General features: G+C 67.3%; 12 protein-coding genes. 6 read left to right on the forward strand and 6 right to left on the reverse strand.

Annotated elements, in window-relative coordinates:
* Positions 1–7 precede the first annotated feature (7 nt).
* Both ACZK3W_RS16000 and ACZK3W_RS16005 read left to right on the forward strand, forming a co-directional pair.
* Positions 8–268 (forward strand): exodeoxyribonuclease VII small subunit, encoded by a 261-nt coding sequence (locus ACZK3W_RS16000; protein ID WP_005410522.1) that lies wholly within the window; start codon positions 8–10, stop codon positions 266–268.
* Positions 258–1,136, forward strand: a complete 879-nt coding sequence (locus tag ACZK3W_RS16005; protein ID WP_197615830.1) for a farnesyl diphosphate synthase — start codon at positions 258–260, stop codon at positions 1,134–1,136. The genes ACZK3W_RS16000 and ACZK3W_RS16005 overlap by 11 nt, the downstream gene beginning before the upstream one ends.
* Before the next feature lie 85 nt (positions 1,137–1,221).
* Here ACZK3W_RS16005 and ACZK3W_RS16010 read toward each other — a convergent pair whose 3' ends face one another.
* Entirely contained in the window at positions 1,222–1,593 is a 372-nt protein-coding gene (locus ACZK3W_RS16010; protein ID WP_010482972.1) for a DUF4870 domain-containing protein, read from the reverse strand.
* Positions 1,594–1,680: 87 nt separating this feature from the next.
* A complete protein-coding gene (pmbA, locus tag ACZK3W_RS16015) occupies positions 1,681–3,048 on the reverse strand; it encodes a metalloprotease PmbA (protein ID WP_197615829.1) in 1,368 nt (455 codons plus the stop codon).
* Between the two features lie 68 nt (positions 3,049–3,116).
* On the opposite strand from pmbA, the gene yjgA reads away from it, so the two are divergent.
* Complete coding sequence (yjgA, locus tag ACZK3W_RS16020) at positions 3,117–3,704, forward strand: ribosome biogenesis factor YjgA (RefSeq protein WP_049398682.1); 588 nt, start codon at positions 3,117–3,119, stop codon at positions 3,702–3,704.
* A 41-nt stretch (positions 3,705–3,745) separates the two neighbouring features.
* Here the strand turns inward: yjgA and tldD are convergent, their stop codons facing one another.
* From tldD to ACZK3W_RS16040, 4 genes are read right to left on the reverse strand one after another with little or no spacing between them, the layout of a single operon-like run.
* On the reverse strand, positions 3,746–5,191 hold the full coding sequence (tldD, locus tag ACZK3W_RS16025) for a metalloprotease TldD (protein ID WP_049398683.1): 1,446 nt from the start codon (positions 5,189–5,191) through the stop codon (positions 3,746–3,748).
* A 60-nt stretch (positions 5,192–5,251) separates the two neighbouring features.
* Entirely contained in the window at positions 5,252–9,106 is a 3,855-nt protein-coding gene (locus ACZK3W_RS16030; protein ID WP_197615828.1) for a YhdP family protein, read from the reverse strand.
* 30 nt (positions 9,107–9,136) lie between these two features.
* Entirely contained in the window at positions 9,137–10,624 is a 1,488-nt protein-coding gene (gene rng / locus ACZK3W_RS16035) for a ribonuclease G (RefSeq protein WP_010482960.1), read from the reverse strand.
* Entirely contained in the window at positions 10,617–11,225 is a 609-nt protein-coding gene (locus ACZK3W_RS16040) for a Maf family nucleotide pyrophosphatase (RefSeq protein WP_032128990.1), read from the reverse strand. The genes rng and ACZK3W_RS16040 overlap by 8 nt, the downstream gene beginning before the upstream one ends.
* A gap of 131 nt (positions 11,226–11,356) precedes the next feature.
* On the opposite strand from ACZK3W_RS16040, the gene ACZK3W_RS16045 reads away from it, so the two are divergent.
* The 3 genes from ACZK3W_RS16045 (at position 11,357) to ACZK3W_RS16055 (ending at position 15,987) form a co-directional block, all read left to right on the forward strand.
* Positions 11,357–12,094, forward strand: a complete 738-nt coding sequence (locus ACZK3W_RS16045; RefSeq protein ID WP_006382138.1) for an SIMPL domain-containing protein — start codon at positions 11,357–11,359, stop codon at positions 12,092–12,094.
* A gap of 216 nt (positions 12,095–12,310) precedes the next feature.
* Positions 12,311–12,961, forward strand: a complete 651-nt coding sequence (locus tag ACZK3W_RS16050) for an energy transducer TonB (protein WP_071228714.1) — start codon at positions 12,311–12,313, stop codon at positions 12,959–12,961.
* Positions 12,962–13,152: 191 nt separating this feature from the next.
* Positions 13,153–15,987, forward strand: a complete 2,835-nt coding sequence (locus ACZK3W_RS16055; RefSeq protein ID WP_032128988.1) for a TonB-dependent receptor — start codon at positions 13,153–13,155, stop codon at positions 15,985–15,987.
* Positions 15,988–16,123 lie beyond the last annotated feature (136 nt).

Here is a 16,123-nt window from a genome sequence, read left to right on the forward strand (position 1 = left end):
TTGCCGCATGGCCAAGAAGTCCCCCGAAAACGCCTCCCCGGTCGCCCAGTTCGAGCAGTCGCTCGAATCGCTGGAGCAGCTGGTGGAGCAGATGGAAACCGGCGAGCTGAGCCTGGAAGCTTCGCTCAGTGCTTACGAACGTGGCGTCGGTCTGTATCGCCAGTGCCAGCAGGCGCTGGAGCAGGCCGAGCTGCGCGTGCGCCTGCTCAGCGATCCGGCGCAGCCGGAAGCATCCGAGCCTTTCGATCCGCCCAGCCATGACGGCTGAGGTTCTGTTCGCGCGCTGGCGCGACCGTATCGAAAGCCAGCTCGACGCCGCGCTGCCCTCGCCTGCCGAAGCGCCGCAGCGCCTGCACCAGGCCATGCGCTATTCGGTGCTGGGCGGTGGCAAACGCATGCGCCCGCTGCTGGTCTATGCCAGTGGCCACCTGTTCGGTGCGCAGCCGGAAAGCCTGGATGCGGCCGCCATGTCCGTCGAACTCATCCACGCCTACTCGCTGGTGCATGACGACCTGCCGGCGATGGATGACGACGCGCTGCGTCGCGGCAAGCCGACCACCCACATCGCCTTCGATGAAGCCACCGCGATTCTGGCAGGCGACGCGCTGCAGACCCGTGCCTTCGGCCTGCTGGCCGATGCACCGCTGCCGGCCACGCTGCGCGTGGCCTGCCTGCAGACCCTGGCCCACGCGTCCGGCGCCGCTGGCATGTGCGGCGGCCAGGCGCTGGATATCGATGCCACCGGCCAGCAGCAGACGCTGGCGGCATTGACCCGCATGCATGCCCTGAAGACCGGCGCGCTGATCCGTGCGGCGGTGCGCATGGGCGCGCTGTGCGGCCAGGCCCACGAACCTCAGCTGGCCCAGCTGGACAGCTTCGCCGACGCACTCGGCCTGGCCTTCCAGGTACGCGATGACATCCTCGATGTCGAGGCCAGTTCCGAGCAGCTGGGCAAGACCGCCGGCAAGGACCAGGCGCAGGACAAGAGCACCTTCCCTGCCCTGCTCGGCATGGACGGTGCCAAGGCTCAGCTGCACGAACTGGCCGCACGCATGCAGTCGATCCTGGACGGGTATGGCGAAGAGGCCGATGCACTGCGTGCACTGGCGACGCTGGCGGTCGAACGCGATCATTGATTGCTCGCCGGGCACCGCCCGTCGCTCCCCGCACATGAAAACGCCCGGCAATGCCGGGCGTTCTCAATTCCGCATGCCGCCGGTGTTACTTGATCAGGCGCAGTGCGAACGGGTAGCGGTAGGCTTCGCCATTGTTGGCCTTGACCGCTGCGATGATGCTGAACACCAGGCTGATGATGCCCACGATCGGGGCCAGGAACACGCCGATGATCACGATGGTCAGGATCATGCTGATGACCATGGCGATGGTCACGGTGATCTGGAAGTTCAGGGCTTCCTTGGCCTGGTCGGTCACGAAGGCCTTGCCCGCGTCATCCTTGTTGATCAGCCAGATGATCAGCGCGCCGATGAAGCCGGTGAAGATGCCCAGCAGGTGCGCGGCCAGGGCCATGGTGCGCTGGTCGGCCGGCACGTCGGTGGTGGCCGGCGGCGGCGGGACGTTATCGAATTCGCTCACGACAAAACTCCTTTTCATTGGGTGGTCTTGACCCACCAGCACCAAGCTGGTTGCGTCAGGCGGGCATAGCTTACGCCATCGACGCCATCAATCATTACCGGCGATGGTCATCCGCCCCAGCAGGATCGAACCGGTCCGGATGTGCGAGCGCGGGTCGACGTCACTGCCGACCGCTTCGATGCTGCTGAACATCTCGCGCAGGTTGCCGGCGATGGTGATGCCATCCACCGGGTACTGGATCTCACCATTCTCGACGCGGAAGCCGCCGGCACCGCGCGAGTAGTCGCCGGTCACCCCGTTCACGCCCTGCCCCATCAGTTCGGTCACCAGCAGGCCATCGCCCATCTGCCGGGCGATGTCCTGCAGGGAGCCCGCGTTGGCGGCCAGCTGCAGGTTGTGCACGCCACCGGCATTGGCGGTGGTCTGCAGGCCCAGCTTGCGTGCAGAGTAGCTGCCCAGCACGTAGCGCTGCAGCACGCCGTCACGGACCAGGGCCGAAGCACGCGTGGCCACGCCGTCACCGTCGAAGGCGGCCGAGCGCAGGCCACGGCGCAGGTGGGGCAGTTCCTCGATCTGCATCCAGTCCGGGAACAGCTGCTGGCGAACGCTGTCCAGCAGGAAGCTGGCCTGGCGGTACAGCGCACCGCCGGACACCGCCGACAGCAGGTGTCCAACCAGGCTGCGCGCTACTTCCGGGGCGAACAGCACTGGCATGGTGCCGGTGGCCATCGAGCGAGGCTGCAGGCGGGCGACGGTGCGCTCGGCAGCACGACGGCCGACCAGGCCCACGTCTTCCAGGTCCTCCCGGGCCAACGCGCTGGTGTACCAGCCATCGCGCTGCATGCCATCGCCCTGGCCGGCGATCAGCGCACAGCCCACCGAATGATGGGTGCCACGCTCACGGCCGAAAAAGCCATGCGAATTGGCGTACACCGACAGGCTCTGCATGCTCGAAACCGAGGCGCCGTCGGAATTACGGATCTGCGCATCGGCCTCACGGCCTGCGTTCTCGCAGGCCAGGGCCAGGTCCACCGCCTCGTCGGCCTGCAGCGCCCAGGGGTGCCAGGCATCCAGATCCGGGAAGTCGGAGGCCATCAGCGCGGCCTCGGCCAGGCCGGCAGCCGGGTCATCTTCGGTGTGCCGGGCGATTGCACAGGCCTGCTCGACCGTGGCGGCAAGGCTGGCCTCGTTCAGGTCGCCGGTGCTGGCGCTGCCCTTGCGTTGGCCGAAATAGACGGTGACGGCGATACCGCGGTCACGGGTGGACTGCACGGTCTCCACCTCGCCAAGGCGGACATTGACCTCCAGGCCACGATCCTCGCTGCAGCTGACCTCGGCCTGGCTGGCGCCCAGCGCACGGGCGCGGTCGAGCAGCTGCTGGGAGAGGTCGGCCAGCCGTTCCAGTCGGGCCAGGCTGTCGTCGCCGACAGCGACTTCAGGGGCGATCACGTTCAATGCTTTATCCTGTACGGGTTGGGCCCGGCATCACGCCGGGCGACTTTTTTTGAGATCAGGTAGGAACGATGCGCGGACGCGACGAAGAAACCGGTGAATTCCACGACAAGAGCCGCAGCCAGAACCGGCGCGACGCGCTCGACGTCCTGGCCCTGGGCGAGAAGCTGGTGTCGTTGACCCCGGCCCAGCTGGCACGCCTGCCGATCCCGGAAGACCTGCTGCCGCATATCGCCGAGTGCAAGCGCATCACCGCCCACATCGCCCACAAGCGCCAGCTGGCGTTCCTGGCCAAGCACATGCGCCGCGAAGAAGACGCCACGCTGGATGCGATCCGCGATGCGCTGGACGCCAACAGCGAAACCGGCCGCCGCGAAGTGGCGATGATGCACCGCGCGGAAGACTGGCGCGAGCGCCTGCTGGCCGAGGGTGACAAGGCGCTGGCTGCACTGCTGGACGACTACCCGCAGGCCGACCGCCAGCAGCTGCGCACGCTGGTGCGCAATGCCCAGGCCGAAAAGGCCAGGAACAAGCCGCCACGCGCCTACCGCGAAATCTTCCAGGTGCTGCGCGCCCTGATGCTGCCGGCCGCACTGGGCCTGAAGGCCAGCGCCGAAGACGCCGACCCCGTCGACAGCGACGAAGCCGACGAGGACTGAGTCCGCGCCGGCCTGGGCGGTGGCGCTGGCCATCGCCCGGCTCAGGCCTGGGTACCGCCGACCGTGATGCCCTCGATCAGCAGCGAGGGCTGGCCGACACCCACGGGCACGCTCTGCCCGTCCTTGCCACAGATGCCCACACCCTCGTCCAGGGCCAGATCGTTGCCGACCATGCGCACCTTCTGCATGGTTTCCGGACCGTTGCCGATCAGCGTCGCACCCTTCACCGGCGTGGTGATGCGGCCATCCTCGATCAGGTAGGCCTCAGTGGCCGAGAACACGTACTTGCCGCTGGTGATGTCGACCTGGCCGCCACCGAAGTTGACTGCGTACAGGCCCTTCTTCACCGAACGGATCATTTCCTGTGGGTCGTGCTGGCCGGCGCGCATGTAGGTGTTGGTCATGCGCGGCATGGTCAGGTGCGCGAACGATTCGCGGCGGCCGTTGCCGGTCGGCGCCATGCCCATCAGCCGTGCGTTGAGGCTGTCCTGCATGTAGCCGACCAGGATGCCGTCCTCGATCAGGGTGGTGCACTGGCTCGGGTGGCCTTCATCGTCGATGTTCAACGAACCACGGCGTCCGTCCAGCGTGCCGTCATCGACGATGGTCACGCCCGGGGCGGCAACGCGCTCGCCGATGCGGCCCGCGTAGACGCTGGTGCCCTTGCGGTTGAAGTCGCCTTCCAGGCCGTGGCCGACCGCTTCATGCAGCAGCACGCCGGGCCAGCCCGGACCAAGCACCACCGGCATCACCCCGGCCGGTGCCGGAACGGCGTCCAGGTTCACCAGCGCCTGGCGCAGCGCCTCGCGGGCAAAGGCCTCGGGGCGGCCGTCGGCGAACAGCTCCTCATACCCGTAGCGGCCACCACCGCCGGCATAGCCGGACTCGCGGCGGCCGTTGTGCTCGACGATCACCTGCACGTTCAGGCGCACCAGCGGGCGCACGTCAGCGCCCAGCACACCGTCGCTGCGGGCGATAAGTACCGTATCGACGCCGCCGGACAGGCTCACCATCACCTGCTTCACGCGCGGGTCGGCGGCGCGCAGGTAGCCATCCAGGCGCTTGAGCACCTCGACCTTGGCCTCGTTGCCGATGCCATCGATCGGGTCCAGCGCCGGGTACAGCGCGCGCGCGTTGCCGCGCAGCAGCGACCGCCCGGACTGGGCGCCACCTTCACGCGAGATCGCACGCGCCGACTGCGCCGCCGTCAGCAGCGCATCGGCATGGATGTCGTCGGAGTAGGCGAAGCCGGTCTTCTCGCCGGAAATCGCCCGCACGCCCACGCCCTGCTCGATGGAATGGGCGCCGTCCTTGACGATGCCGTCTTCCACGCTCCAGCTCTCGCGGCGGGCATGCTGGAAATAAAGGTCGCCGAAGTCCACACCGGGGCCGAGCAGCTGGCCGAAGGTGCGCTCCAGGCCAGCGGTATCCAGGCCGCCGGGGCGCAGCAGGCGGTCTTGGGCAAGCGTCAGGGCGATATCAGTCATGGTTCTCGATCTGGGGATGCGGGGGCGCTCAGGCAAGCCCCGTGAACAGGAAAGCCGCGCTCAACGCGAGCGCGGCAGGCCGGTGACGGTCGGCGGAATGGCCGGCGCCGGTGCCGGTACGGGTGGCGGAGCCTTGTCGCGGCTGCGCTCGATCACTTCCACCTTCGGTTCCTTCCATGGACCGGTCACCTTGTAGGTCCGGGCGCCAATCTCGCCCAATGGCTTGGACAATACCGCATTGGTGGCCGCGCCCAGCGCCGCCCCCACCGGGCCACCGGCGACCGCACCCACCACGGTCAGCAGATTGCCTGCACGCGGGTTGACGTCGATGGTCTGGTCGAACTGCTGGTTACGCAGGTCGGCCTGGCCGCGGATGGTGATGTTGGCTGCCGGGCCTTCGATCAGCACCTTGTCGGTGCGCGCCATGCCCTGGCCGAACTGCATGCTGCCGTCGATCTGGTTGAACGCGAAGCCCTTGGAGAAGAAGTCGCGGAAGTCGAACATCAGGCGCCGCGGCAGCTGGGTGACACTGAGCAGGCCCAGCACCCGGCCAGCGCCCGGTTCCAGCTCCAGCAGCTGGCCGTTGCGCGCGTGCAGGTCCAGGCGGCCCTGCAGGTTGCCCAGCTGGAAGTCCGACGGCCCCCCACTCCACGTGGCCTGCAGCTGCGCCTGGCCGGAACCGCCACGCAGCTGGCCGCCGTAGTCGAGGTTCTGCATCAATCCGCCCAGGTCCTCGCTGCGCACCTGTGCGGTCAGCTCGGTGCGGGCACCACTGGTGCGGCCCAGCCAGCGACCGCTGATGTCGATCTCCTGGTCGGGCGCACGGAAGCGCAGCTCGTCCACGTTCAGGCCATTGGCCAGCGGCCGCGTACGCAGTACCGCCTGGCCCAGCACCACCTTGCCGAACTTCAGGTCGGCGATGTCCAGCGCGAACGGCGGCAGCTTGGCCGGGTCCATGTCGTTGGCGCCGGCCTGTACCCGTGCCGGTGCGGCCGATGCACCCGGAGCCGCCGGCAGGGATTGCCAGTGCACGCGGTCGAGCTGGCCACTGATGGTGCCGCCGTCTGCATTGGGGACGGTCAGGCGCCCGGCCAGCGACGGGCCGTCCAGGCGCACATCCAGTGCCTGCGCGCCCGGGCGCAGCTGCAACCGGGTCTGCTCGAACACGCCACCGATCAGCTTCAACTGGCCGACCTGCACGTCCACCGCACGCAGCGGCATGGCGTCGTCATCACTGCCACCCCGCGCCAGACTGATCCACTCCAGAGCGTCCAGGGTCGGGCTGCGGCCATTGACGGTCAATCCGCTCGGCGGCGGCTCGCGGTCGACATGGTCGCTGCCCAGCGTCACCTGCACACCGGTCTGGTTGTTGTGGCTGCGTGCGGCCAGCGCCAGGCGCTGGCCGAACGCAACGTCGATGCGGCCGGCCCCCATCGGCAGCTGTGCAGCCACGGTGGTCGCCAATGGCTCGGCAGCCGGTTTGTCCAGCGGCGCCGGCAGGTCCAGCCGGGTCCCGACCAGATCGGAGCTCAACCGCAGCTCGCTGGGCGGCGCAGGCGCCCCTGGAGCGACCTTGGGCAGGCTGACCGCGATGGTCCACGGCGAGGTTCCGGTGATGTAGGGCTTGAGCCAGGCCATCTCCGGCGCGCGGTCGATCAGCACGCCAGCATCCAGCGTGGCCGACAGCTGCGATTCGAAGGCCAGTCTGCTGTCGTGCACGTAGCCACCGGCACGCAGGCTCAGGCGACCGTCCTGGCCGAGGTGGCGCACCGACAGTGCCTCGGCATCGAAACCGCCATTGCTGTAGCGCGCCTGCCCCTGCATGTTGTCGAAGGCGAGCTGGAAGCGCTTGTCGACCAGCTTCACGCCGGCCAGATCGACCGTCCCCTGCAGGTGGCCGCCACCTTCATCGTGGTGCAGTGGCTGCAGCAGATCGAAGGTCACATGCGCCGGGCCGGCAGCAGTGAGGTTGTCCAGGGTGTCGCCATAATCCTTGTGCAGCGGGCTCTGCCGCAGCATCGCCAGCAGCTTGCCCGCCTCGCTCTGCGCATCGGCGCGCACATACAGCGGCTGCTGCCCGAAATCCGGAATGCCCGCCTCGAACTTCTGCACCGCCACACCGGCCAGATCGCCGCGCCCATGCATGTCGAAGCCGGGGCCGATGAAGGCGATATCGGCGTCGACCTGGCTCATCAACGGCCAATCGTGCTGGAAACGGATGTCACCGTTGGTGATATGGCCGGTGGCCTCGAAGCGGCCATCGTTATTGTCGAACGGCCAGTCGTCCAGGTCGCCACTGACCAGGCCGATGCCATTGCGCACCTGGCCGCCGGCCAGCGCCATGTCCAGCCAGTCGGTGGCGCCCTTGCTCATCTTGGAGTGGATCCAGAAGCGCTTGGCCGCAGTCATCGGCACGTCGTCCAGCTTGGCCGCCAGCTGCAGCCACGGCCGCGTACCGTCCCCCTGGAACCAGACCCCGCCGCGCACGTCGGCCGCATAGTCGGTGCCTTCCACGCGCATCGCCGCAGTACCGATACGCCAACCACCGCCCTCGTCGCGCCAGCCCACCACCTGTCCCGCCAGATGCAGGTCATGACGCACACCAAAGCCGGTCGGCCAATCGAACTGCAGCTGCCGTTGCGGCTGCAACTGCAGGCTGAAGCCATCCGCGTCGCCTTCGAAGCGCCCGCCCAGGCCGCGCAGGCCGGGCGAATTGCCCACGCTGGCGAAGCCCAGCGACTGCAGTTCGCCCTGCGCCCACAGCGGGCCATCGCGATCGCCCGCCAGCTGCAACTCGCGCACGTCCAGCTGCGGCCTGGACAGGAACAGCCAGCGACGCAGGCCTGGTTCGAGACGATCGCTCAGGGCCAGCGCACGCAGCGCGGTGCCGGCCTGCACTTCGCCAGAACGGACCCGCAGCTGCTTGCCAAGCTGCAGCTGCAGGCCATCGAGCTGCTGCTCGCCCTCTTCGGTTTTCAGGCGCAGGCGCGGCACCTGCAACGCCCAGCCATCAGCCTGGCGCTGCCAGCGCAGGCGTGCCTGCAACCGCTGCAGCTGCAGCTGCGGAGCCGCCATCGAGGGCATCGGTGCGCCATCGATGCGGACATCACGCAGGTCCGAATCGGTGGTCACCGCCACCGGCGCGAAATCGCGCAGGGTCAGCCACAGGTTGAGTTCGCCCTTGCCTTCGCGCAGGCGCACACCGCCGGCCGCCAGCAGCGGCGACCAGGCATGGAAATCGACCGGATCGGCGCCCAGCCAGGCCTGGCCATTGCCGCGCACGCGGTCCACGTCCAGCACCGCCGTCAACGGCAGCGCTTCGGTCTGGGCCCAGGCACGCACGCCTACACGCAGGCGGTCGCCATTGACCCGCAGGCGCACGTCGATGCGTGGCAGCGTGGTGTCGATTCCCAGCCCCGGCGCATGCACGCCCAGGCGGCCTCCGATCACCTGCAGTTCGCCCAGCCGGCGCAGCGCATCCAGCGGGTCCCCGCCATTGGCGGCCTGCGGCAGGCCGCGTACCGACCAGCGACCGTCCTCGCCCTGCTGCAGGTCGAGCGCCAGGCCACGCAGGCGCAGCTCGGTCAGCGACCGGCCAGGCAACAGGCCGCTGTACATCGATACCAGCACTTCGGCCTCGCCGATCGCCAGGCCCTGGCCGGCGCCGATGCGCAGGCCCTTGAGCTGCAGCAGCGGACCACGCCGGGTCCAGGCGGTCTGCAGCTGGTCGAAACGCACCGGCTGGCCAGCGCGTTCACTCAGCCAGGCGGCAATCCTGTCGGGATGGCGCTCGGCCAGCGGCAGCAGCTGGCTGAAGGTGCCCACCAGCAGTGCAAGCCCGACCAGGCCCACCGCGCAGGCGGCAATGAAATGACGGCGGATCCTTCGCAGTCGCAGGCGCGGCGGCGCGCTCATCGGCCACCGCCGGCCTGCGGCCGGCGAGGATCAGAGCAGAACGACATCGAATTGCTCCTGCAGGTACTGCTCGTCCGCCTGGAAGCGGATGCTCTTGCCGAGGAATTCCTCCAGCTCGGCCACCGCCGCGGATTCCTCGTCGGTGATGCGCGCGACCACCTTGGTCGACGCGATCACCAGCAGGCGCGCGGCATCGAACTGGCGCACGGCACGGGTGATCTCGCGGAAGATCTCGTAGGTCACCGTCTCGGTGGTCTTGATGCTGCCGCGGCCGCTGCACTGCGGGCAGGTCTCCGACAGCTGGCGCTCCAGGCTTTCCACCGTGCGCTTGCGGGTCATCTCCACCAGGCCCAGCGGCGAGAAGTCGTACACCGTGGTCTTGGCATGGTCGCGGGCCAGCGCCTTTTCCAGGGTGCGCAGCACCTGGCGGCGATGCTCGGCATCGTCCATGTCGATGAAATCGATGATGATGATGCCGCCCAGGTTGCGCAGCCGCAGCTGCCGTGCCACCGCCTGTGCCGCTTCCAGGTTGGTGCGGAACACCGTCTCTTCCAGGTTGCGCTGGCCGAGGAACGAACCGGTGTTGACGTCGATGGTGGTCATCGCCTCGGTCTGGTCGATCACCAGGTAGCCACCGGATTTCAGCGGCACCTGCTTGTCCAGCGCGCGGCCGATCTCGTCCTCCACCCCGAACATGTCGAAGATCGGGCGATCACCGCTGTACAGCTCGATCTTCTCGGCCAGCACCGGCATGTACTTGGCAACAAAGGCCTGCAACTGCGCGAAGGTCTCCTTGGAGTCCACCTTCACCTTGTCAACGTCCTTGCGGATCAGGTCGCGTACCGATCGCAGCGGCAGGCTCAGGTCTTCATAGATGTTGCTGCACGAGGCCGCTTCGCGGCCACGACGCTCGACCACGTTCCAAACGCGCGACAGGTAGGCGATGTCCTCGGCGATGGCCTCTGCCGGCTGGCCCTCGGCATTGGTACGCACGATGTAGCCGTAGCCCCCGTGCTGCGCCGACAGTTCGGTCACCAGCGCCTTCAGGCGGGCGCGCTCGGTTTCATCCTCGATGCGTGCGGAAACGCCCACGACCTTGGATTGCGGCAGCAGCACCATGTAGCGCGAGGGAATGCTGATCTGGGTGGTCAGGCGTGCGCCCTTGGTCCCGATCGGGTCCTTCACCACCTGCACCACGATGTCCTGGCCGTCGCGCAGCAGCTCGACGATCGGCACGCTGGATGGCGGCGGCAGCGTGGTGTTCTCGGTATCGGCACTGGCCACCGGCGCCGGCCGCACCACGTCGTTGGCATGCAGGAACGCGGCACGCTCCAGCCCGACTTCGACGAAGGCGGCCTGCATGCCGGGCATCACCCGCTGCACCTTGCCCTTGTAGATGTTGCCGACCACACCCCGGCGCCAACCGCGCTCGATGTGCAGTTCCTGCAGCATGCCGTTCTCGATCACCGCGACCCGGGTTTCGCGCGGGGTCACATTGACCAGGATTTCCTCAGACATCGGCAGCCTCCCTGGCGGCATCGGCAGTTGTGGCCGGCACGCCGCAGCGCGCCAGCAGACGATCGGTATGCAGCAATGGCAGCCCCATGACGCCGGAGTAGCTGCCGGAAAGATGTTCGATCCAGCGCTCGGCCCCGCCCTGGATGGCGTAGGCCCCGGCCTTGTCCAACGGCTCGCCGGTGGCCACGTAGGCGGCGATGTCGGCAGCGTCGATCGGGGCGAAGGTCACTTCGGAAATGACCAGTTCGCTGTCCAGCCCGTCCGCGCCGACCACCACCACGGCGGTCATCACCTGATGGGTGCGCCCGGCAAGGCGCGCCAGCATCGCCCGCGCATCGGCGGCGTCAGTGGGCTTTCCGAACACGTCACCATCCAGCACCACCTCGGTGTCCGAGCCGAGCACGCGCGCCTGCGGGTCATCGGCCAGCACCCGGGCCAGCCCGGCGCGCGCCTTGTCGGCGGCGACCCGGCAGACATACTGTTCGGCGCTTTCAGCGGGCGCGCGCTGCTCGACGACCTCCAGGTCCAGGGCCTGGAAGGGGCGTCCGAGTCGGGCCAGCAGCTGGTTGCGTCGGGGGGAGCGGGAAGCAAGATAGAGCATCGGCACAGCATAACCTGAGGCCGCCACCTGAATCGTCGGCAACCCGTCCCGGAACGTGCGCAACCCCGAACGGGCTCACAGCGCGTTCATCGCTACGACACCACCCTCAACGGCACAACAAGGAGTTCTCCATGCGCCTGACCGCCACCCCGCTGCTGCTCGCCCTGTCCCTCGCCCTTGGAACCTCGATGACCGCCCATGCTGCCCCGTCGTCGCCGTCGATCGCCGCCCCGGCCGAAGGCACCCTGCTGAACATCTCGGCCAATGCCGAGGCGACCCGCGTGCCGGACGTGGCCACCCTGTCGGCCGGTGTGGTCACCCAGGCTGCCGATGGCAACAGCGCCATGCGCCAGAACGCCCAGCAGATGGACAAGGTACTGGCCGCGATCAAGGCCGCCGGCATCGCCGAGCGCGACGTGCAGACCAGTGGCGTCAGCCTCAATCCGCAGTACCGCTATGCCGACAACGAAGCACCGAAGATCACCGGCTACCAGGCCAGCAACACGGTCAGCCTGAAGGTGCGTGACATCGCCAAGCTGGGCAAGGTGCTGGATGCACTGGCTGCGCAGGGCGCCAACCAGATCAACGGCCCCAGCTTCGAGATCGACCAGCCGGAACCGGTCTACGACGAAGCCCGCCTGGCTGCACTGAAGAAGGCCCAGGCCCGCGCCCAGACCTATGCGAAGTCGCTGGGCCTGCAGGTGCGCCGCATCGTCAGCATTTCCGAGAACGCCGGCGGCGGCTACCGCCCGATGCCGATGATGCGGGCCATGTCGGCCGGCGCGGCGATGGACAAGGCCACCCCGGTCGCACCGGGTGAATCGACCGTCTCGGTCAACCTGGACGTGGTGTTCGAACTGGGTCGCTGATCCCGTTCGCCATTGCCGACAAAGGCGGATCCCGCAGGGGATCCGCCTTTTTCATGCCCGTAGCCGGCGTTGGCTGAAGGCCAGCCCAACGATCGCCCCCCTGCCTCTAGGCAGTGGCTGCCCTGTCGCGCTACTGATGGACTGCCAGCCGCGTGCGGCAACCCCGCCACGGGCCCTGGTGCGTTGAGGACTTCGTCACTGGCATGGAGGTGGACCATGGTTCGTACGTATCCCGTTGCATCCCCGCATTTCGACCCCGCCCGCGTTGCCGCCTGGAGCGCGGCCATCGCCCTGCATCTGCTGGCCTTCCTGTTGCTGCTGATCCCGGCGACCTACCAGGCCGTGCAGGTCCCACGTGACAAGACTGCGGTCAGGCTGATCGAGAAGATCCCGCCACCGCCCACGCCACCGGTTCCGATCCCGCCGAAAGAGATCGTCCAGGTGGTGCCGAAACCCCGGACGCAGCCGGTAGCACCGCCACTGCCTGCACCCACCGCGACCGTGGAGGAGACCCAGGGCATCGCACTGCCGGCCGCCGAACCGGCCCCGCCCCAGCTGGCACCGAGCATCGATACCTCCACGCCTCTGGCCGGCGCCCAGCTGCAGTACCGCAGCGCCCCGCCGCCGGCCTACCCGCTGGCGGCACTGCGCAACCGCGAGCAGGGTACGGTGCTGTTGCGGGTAGAGGTGGACTCCCACGGGCAGCCGGCGGTGGTCAGCATCGAGCGCAGCAGTGGCTCGCGCAGCCTGGACCAGGCCGCACGCCAGCAGGTGCTCAGGCACTGGCGCTTCGAGCCGGCCCAGCGTGATGGCGTGGCCGTGCCGGCCATCGGCATGGTGCCGGTGCAGTTCTCGCTGCCGGACTGAGGTGATCGCCGGCCCGGCTGCTTGCCGGGCCGGCGCTTCCGTCCGGACGGGTACGGACGGAACAGGATCAACTGTTATTGATTAAGCAAAAATTCACGACTTCGTCACCTGTCGGAAACCTAGATTGGTCCGTCCCGGAATCTTCCGGAGACAGCCCTCAACGCTACGGTTTTCCAGTTAGGAGAGAAGCTGTGAAACACCTGATCCAACGGCCCGCCAGCCGCCGCCGCACCACCCTGGCATCGTCCATCACCCATATCCTTACCGGCGGCACGCTGCTGCTGGTTGGCGCCGTGGCTTCCACCTCCGCTTTCGCGCAGGAAAAGGCCACCAACCTGGACCGCATCACGGTCACCGGTTCGAACATCCCGCGCACCAACACTGAAACACCGTCCCCGGTGCAGGTGGTGACCCGCCAGGAAATCGACCGTACGGGCAAGACCACGGTTGCCGAGTACCTGCAGACACTGACCGCCGACGGTTCCGGCTCCATTCCCAAGACCTTCGGCAACGGCTTTGCCGGCGGTGGTGCCGGCATCTCGCTGCGCGGCTTGGGCGCGGGTTCGACCCTTGTCCTGTTGAATGGTCGCCGCATGGCCACCTACGGCCTGGCCGATGACGGCCAGAAGGTTTTCACCGACCTGAGCACCATCCCGCTCGACGCCGTCGAACGCGTGGAAGTGCTGAAGGACGGCGCCTCGGCGATCTATGGTTCCGACGCCATCGCCGGCGTGGTCAACATCATCCTGCGCAGCGATTTCCAGGGCGCGATCCTCCGGGGCTCCTACGGCCTGTCTGGCGACAGCGATGGCGACGCGAAGAAGGCGACCCTGACCGCCGGTACCGGCGATCTGGCCACCGACGGCTGGAATGCCTTCTTCAGCCTGGATGTGGCAAAGACCGACGCGATCAAGATCAGTGATCGCAAGAACCGCAAGTGGATCGGTACCGGCGATACCCGCCCGTGGGGCTATGGCAACAACGCCCAGTTCCTCGGCGGCGCCTTCCTCAGCGGCAAGACCCGCGGCGGTGTTGGTCCGAACGGTTCGGTGTATGACGATCGCAATGTGACCAAGGACAATCCTGCCTTCCTGGTCGCATTGCCGGGCTGTGCTGGCCTGACCACCATTCCCGGCCAGACCGAGGCTACTGCACAGGCGCAGGGCTGCCTGTGGGATCCGAACCAGCTGTATCGCGATCTGACCCCGGAAGAGAAGTACGTCAACGTGTTTGGCCGTGCCAGCTTCGCGTTTGGTGAAGGTGGCGAGATCTACACCGAAATCGGCTACTCGAAGAAAGAGACCACCTTCAGCAACACCCCGTCCGGCGTATCCGGCAGCTGGGGCTTCCCCGAAGGCCCGGTCAACGGCAACAGTGGCCCGGGCGCAGTGGTGCTGGGCCCGAATCATCCTGACAATCCCATTCCCGGCCAGGCCTCGCGCCTGCGTTATTCGGCGTGGGATGTCGGGCCCCGCGTGACCAACAACACCAATGAGTTCACCCGCTTCCTGGTCGGCGTCAAGGGCAACTGGGGCGACTGGAGCTACGACACCGCCTATCTGCACTCGGGCACTGATCTGGTCAACAAGCGCACCGGCTTCCTCAACTACGACAACGTACGTTGCGCATTGGCCAACCCGAACTGCGCCGGTGGTGTTTGGCGCATCGGTGACAACGCGGGCATGAACTCGCAGGCGTTGTACGACTTCATCTCGCCGGATATCAGCGCCCGCGCCAAGTCCAGCCTGGACATGTTCGACTTCACCGTGTCGCGCAGCCTGATGGACCTGAAGGGTGGCCCGCTGGGCCTGGCATTGGGTACCGAATGGCGCAAGACCAGCAACAGCCTGACCCCGCAGACCTACACCGACAAGGGCCAGATCATCGGTCTGGGCTACTCGGCCTACGACGGCACCCAGAACGTGTACGCAGGCTACGTTGAGCTGTCTGCGCCCGTGCTGGAAACCCTGGAACTGTCCGGTGCGGTTCGCTACGACAAGTACGAGAGCGGTGAAGGCAAGGCCACGCCGAAGATCGGCATCAAGTGGACCCCGGCCGACTGGATCGCACTGCGTGGCAGCTACGCCGAAGGCTTCCGGGCACCCAACCCGGCCGAGAACGGCGATGGTGGCCTGGCAGCGTTCTCCAACGCGTCCGATCCGGTACGTTGCCCGAACGGCAACCCGGCACCGGGTGCCACCGGGGATGACTGCGGTGCCCTGCCGGTGGCCATCATCACCCGCCCGAACAAGGATCTGAAGCCGGAAGAGTCCAAGAGCTACTCGGTGGGTATCGTCCTGCAGCCGACGTCCACGACCTCGCTGACCATCGATGCCTGGCAGATCAAGCGCACCAACGAAATTGCCCAGGGCAGCACCTCCGAAGCCATTGCCGCCGGCAACGTGTTGCGTGACAGCAACCTGCTCAACGGCGTGCCCGGCACCGGCAGCATCCTGGCAGTCAACACGCAGTACATCAATGCCGCATCGACCCGGGTCCGGGGTATCGATACCGATATCCGCCAGACCTTCGACATCGGCCCGGGCCAGCTGGAGATGGACCTGCAGTGGAGCCATGTGCTCAAGTTCGAGCGCACCGATGCCGACGTGACGGTTGACTACGCGGGTACTCACGGCAACTGCGACGTGACCAACTGCATCGGCACCCCGAAGGACCGCATCAACTTCGGCACCACCTGGAGGCAGGGTCCGTGGAGCGTCAGCGGCGTTGCCAACTACATCTCGAAGATGGACAACAAGGACTTCCGTGGTCCGAACGGCTCCTATCTGTTCGCGTATGCAGACGGAACGGACGTCAAGAAGATCTCCTCGTTCACCACCTTCGACCTGTCGGGCCGCTGGAACATCACTGAAGCCTTCGAGTTGAACGCCTCGGTGCAGAACGTGTTCGATCGCATTGCGCCGCTGGATCCGTCCACCTACGGCGGTGTCAACTACAACCCGCTGCACTTCAGTGGTGCCATCGGTCGCTACTTCACCGTCGGTGCCAAGTACACCTTCAAGTAATACAGGCAACACCTTTCAACGCAGCAACTTCGAAGGCCCGGGCAGCTGCCCGGGCCTTCGTCGTTCCGCCCCTTGCAGGCATGTTCACGGGCACATGGCTACCGTGTGCACGCGGCATCACCGCCGCAGGGGATCT

This window comes from Stenotrophomonas sp. 80084_Sma, from assembly GCF_056481995.1.

Bases quoted from the DNA above. Each gene is read 5' to 3' on its own strand.
- ACZK3W_RS16000 (WP_005410522.1), top strand. From the start codon at position 8: ATGGCCAAGAAGTCCCCCGAAAACGCCTCCCCGGTCGCCCAGTTCGAG.
- ACZK3W_RS16005 (WP_197615830.1), top strand. From the start codon at position 258: ATGACGGCTGAGGTTCTGTTCGCGCGCTGGCGCGACCGTATCGAAAGC.
- yjgA (WP_049398682.1), top strand. From the start codon at position 3,117: ATGCGCGGACGCGACGAAGAAACCGGTGAATTCCACGACAAGAGCCGC.
- tldD (WP_049398683.1), bottom strand. From the start codon at position 5,191: ATGACTGATATCGCCCTGACGCTTGCCCAAGACCGCCTGCTGCGCCCC.
- ACZK3W_RS16030 (WP_197615828.1), bottom strand. From the start codon at position 9,106: ATGAGCGCGCCGCCGCGCCTGCGACTGCGAAGGATCCGCCGTCATTTC.
- rng (WP_010482960.1), bottom strand. From the start codon at position 10,624: ATGTCTGAGGAAATCCTGGTCAATGTGACCCCGCGCGAAACCCGGGTC.
- ACZK3W_RS16040 (WP_032128990.1), bottom strand. From the start codon at position 11,225: ATGCTCTATCTTGCTTCCCGCTCCCCCCGACGCAACCAGCTGCTGGCC.
- ACZK3W_RS16045 (WP_006382138.1), top strand. From the start codon at position 11,357: ATGCGCCTGACCGCCACCCCGCTGCTGCTCGCCCTGTCCCTCGCCCTT.
- ACZK3W_RS16050 (WP_071228714.1), top strand. From the start codon at position 12,311: ATGGTTCGTACGTATCCCGTTGCATCCCCGCATTTCGACCCCGCCCGC.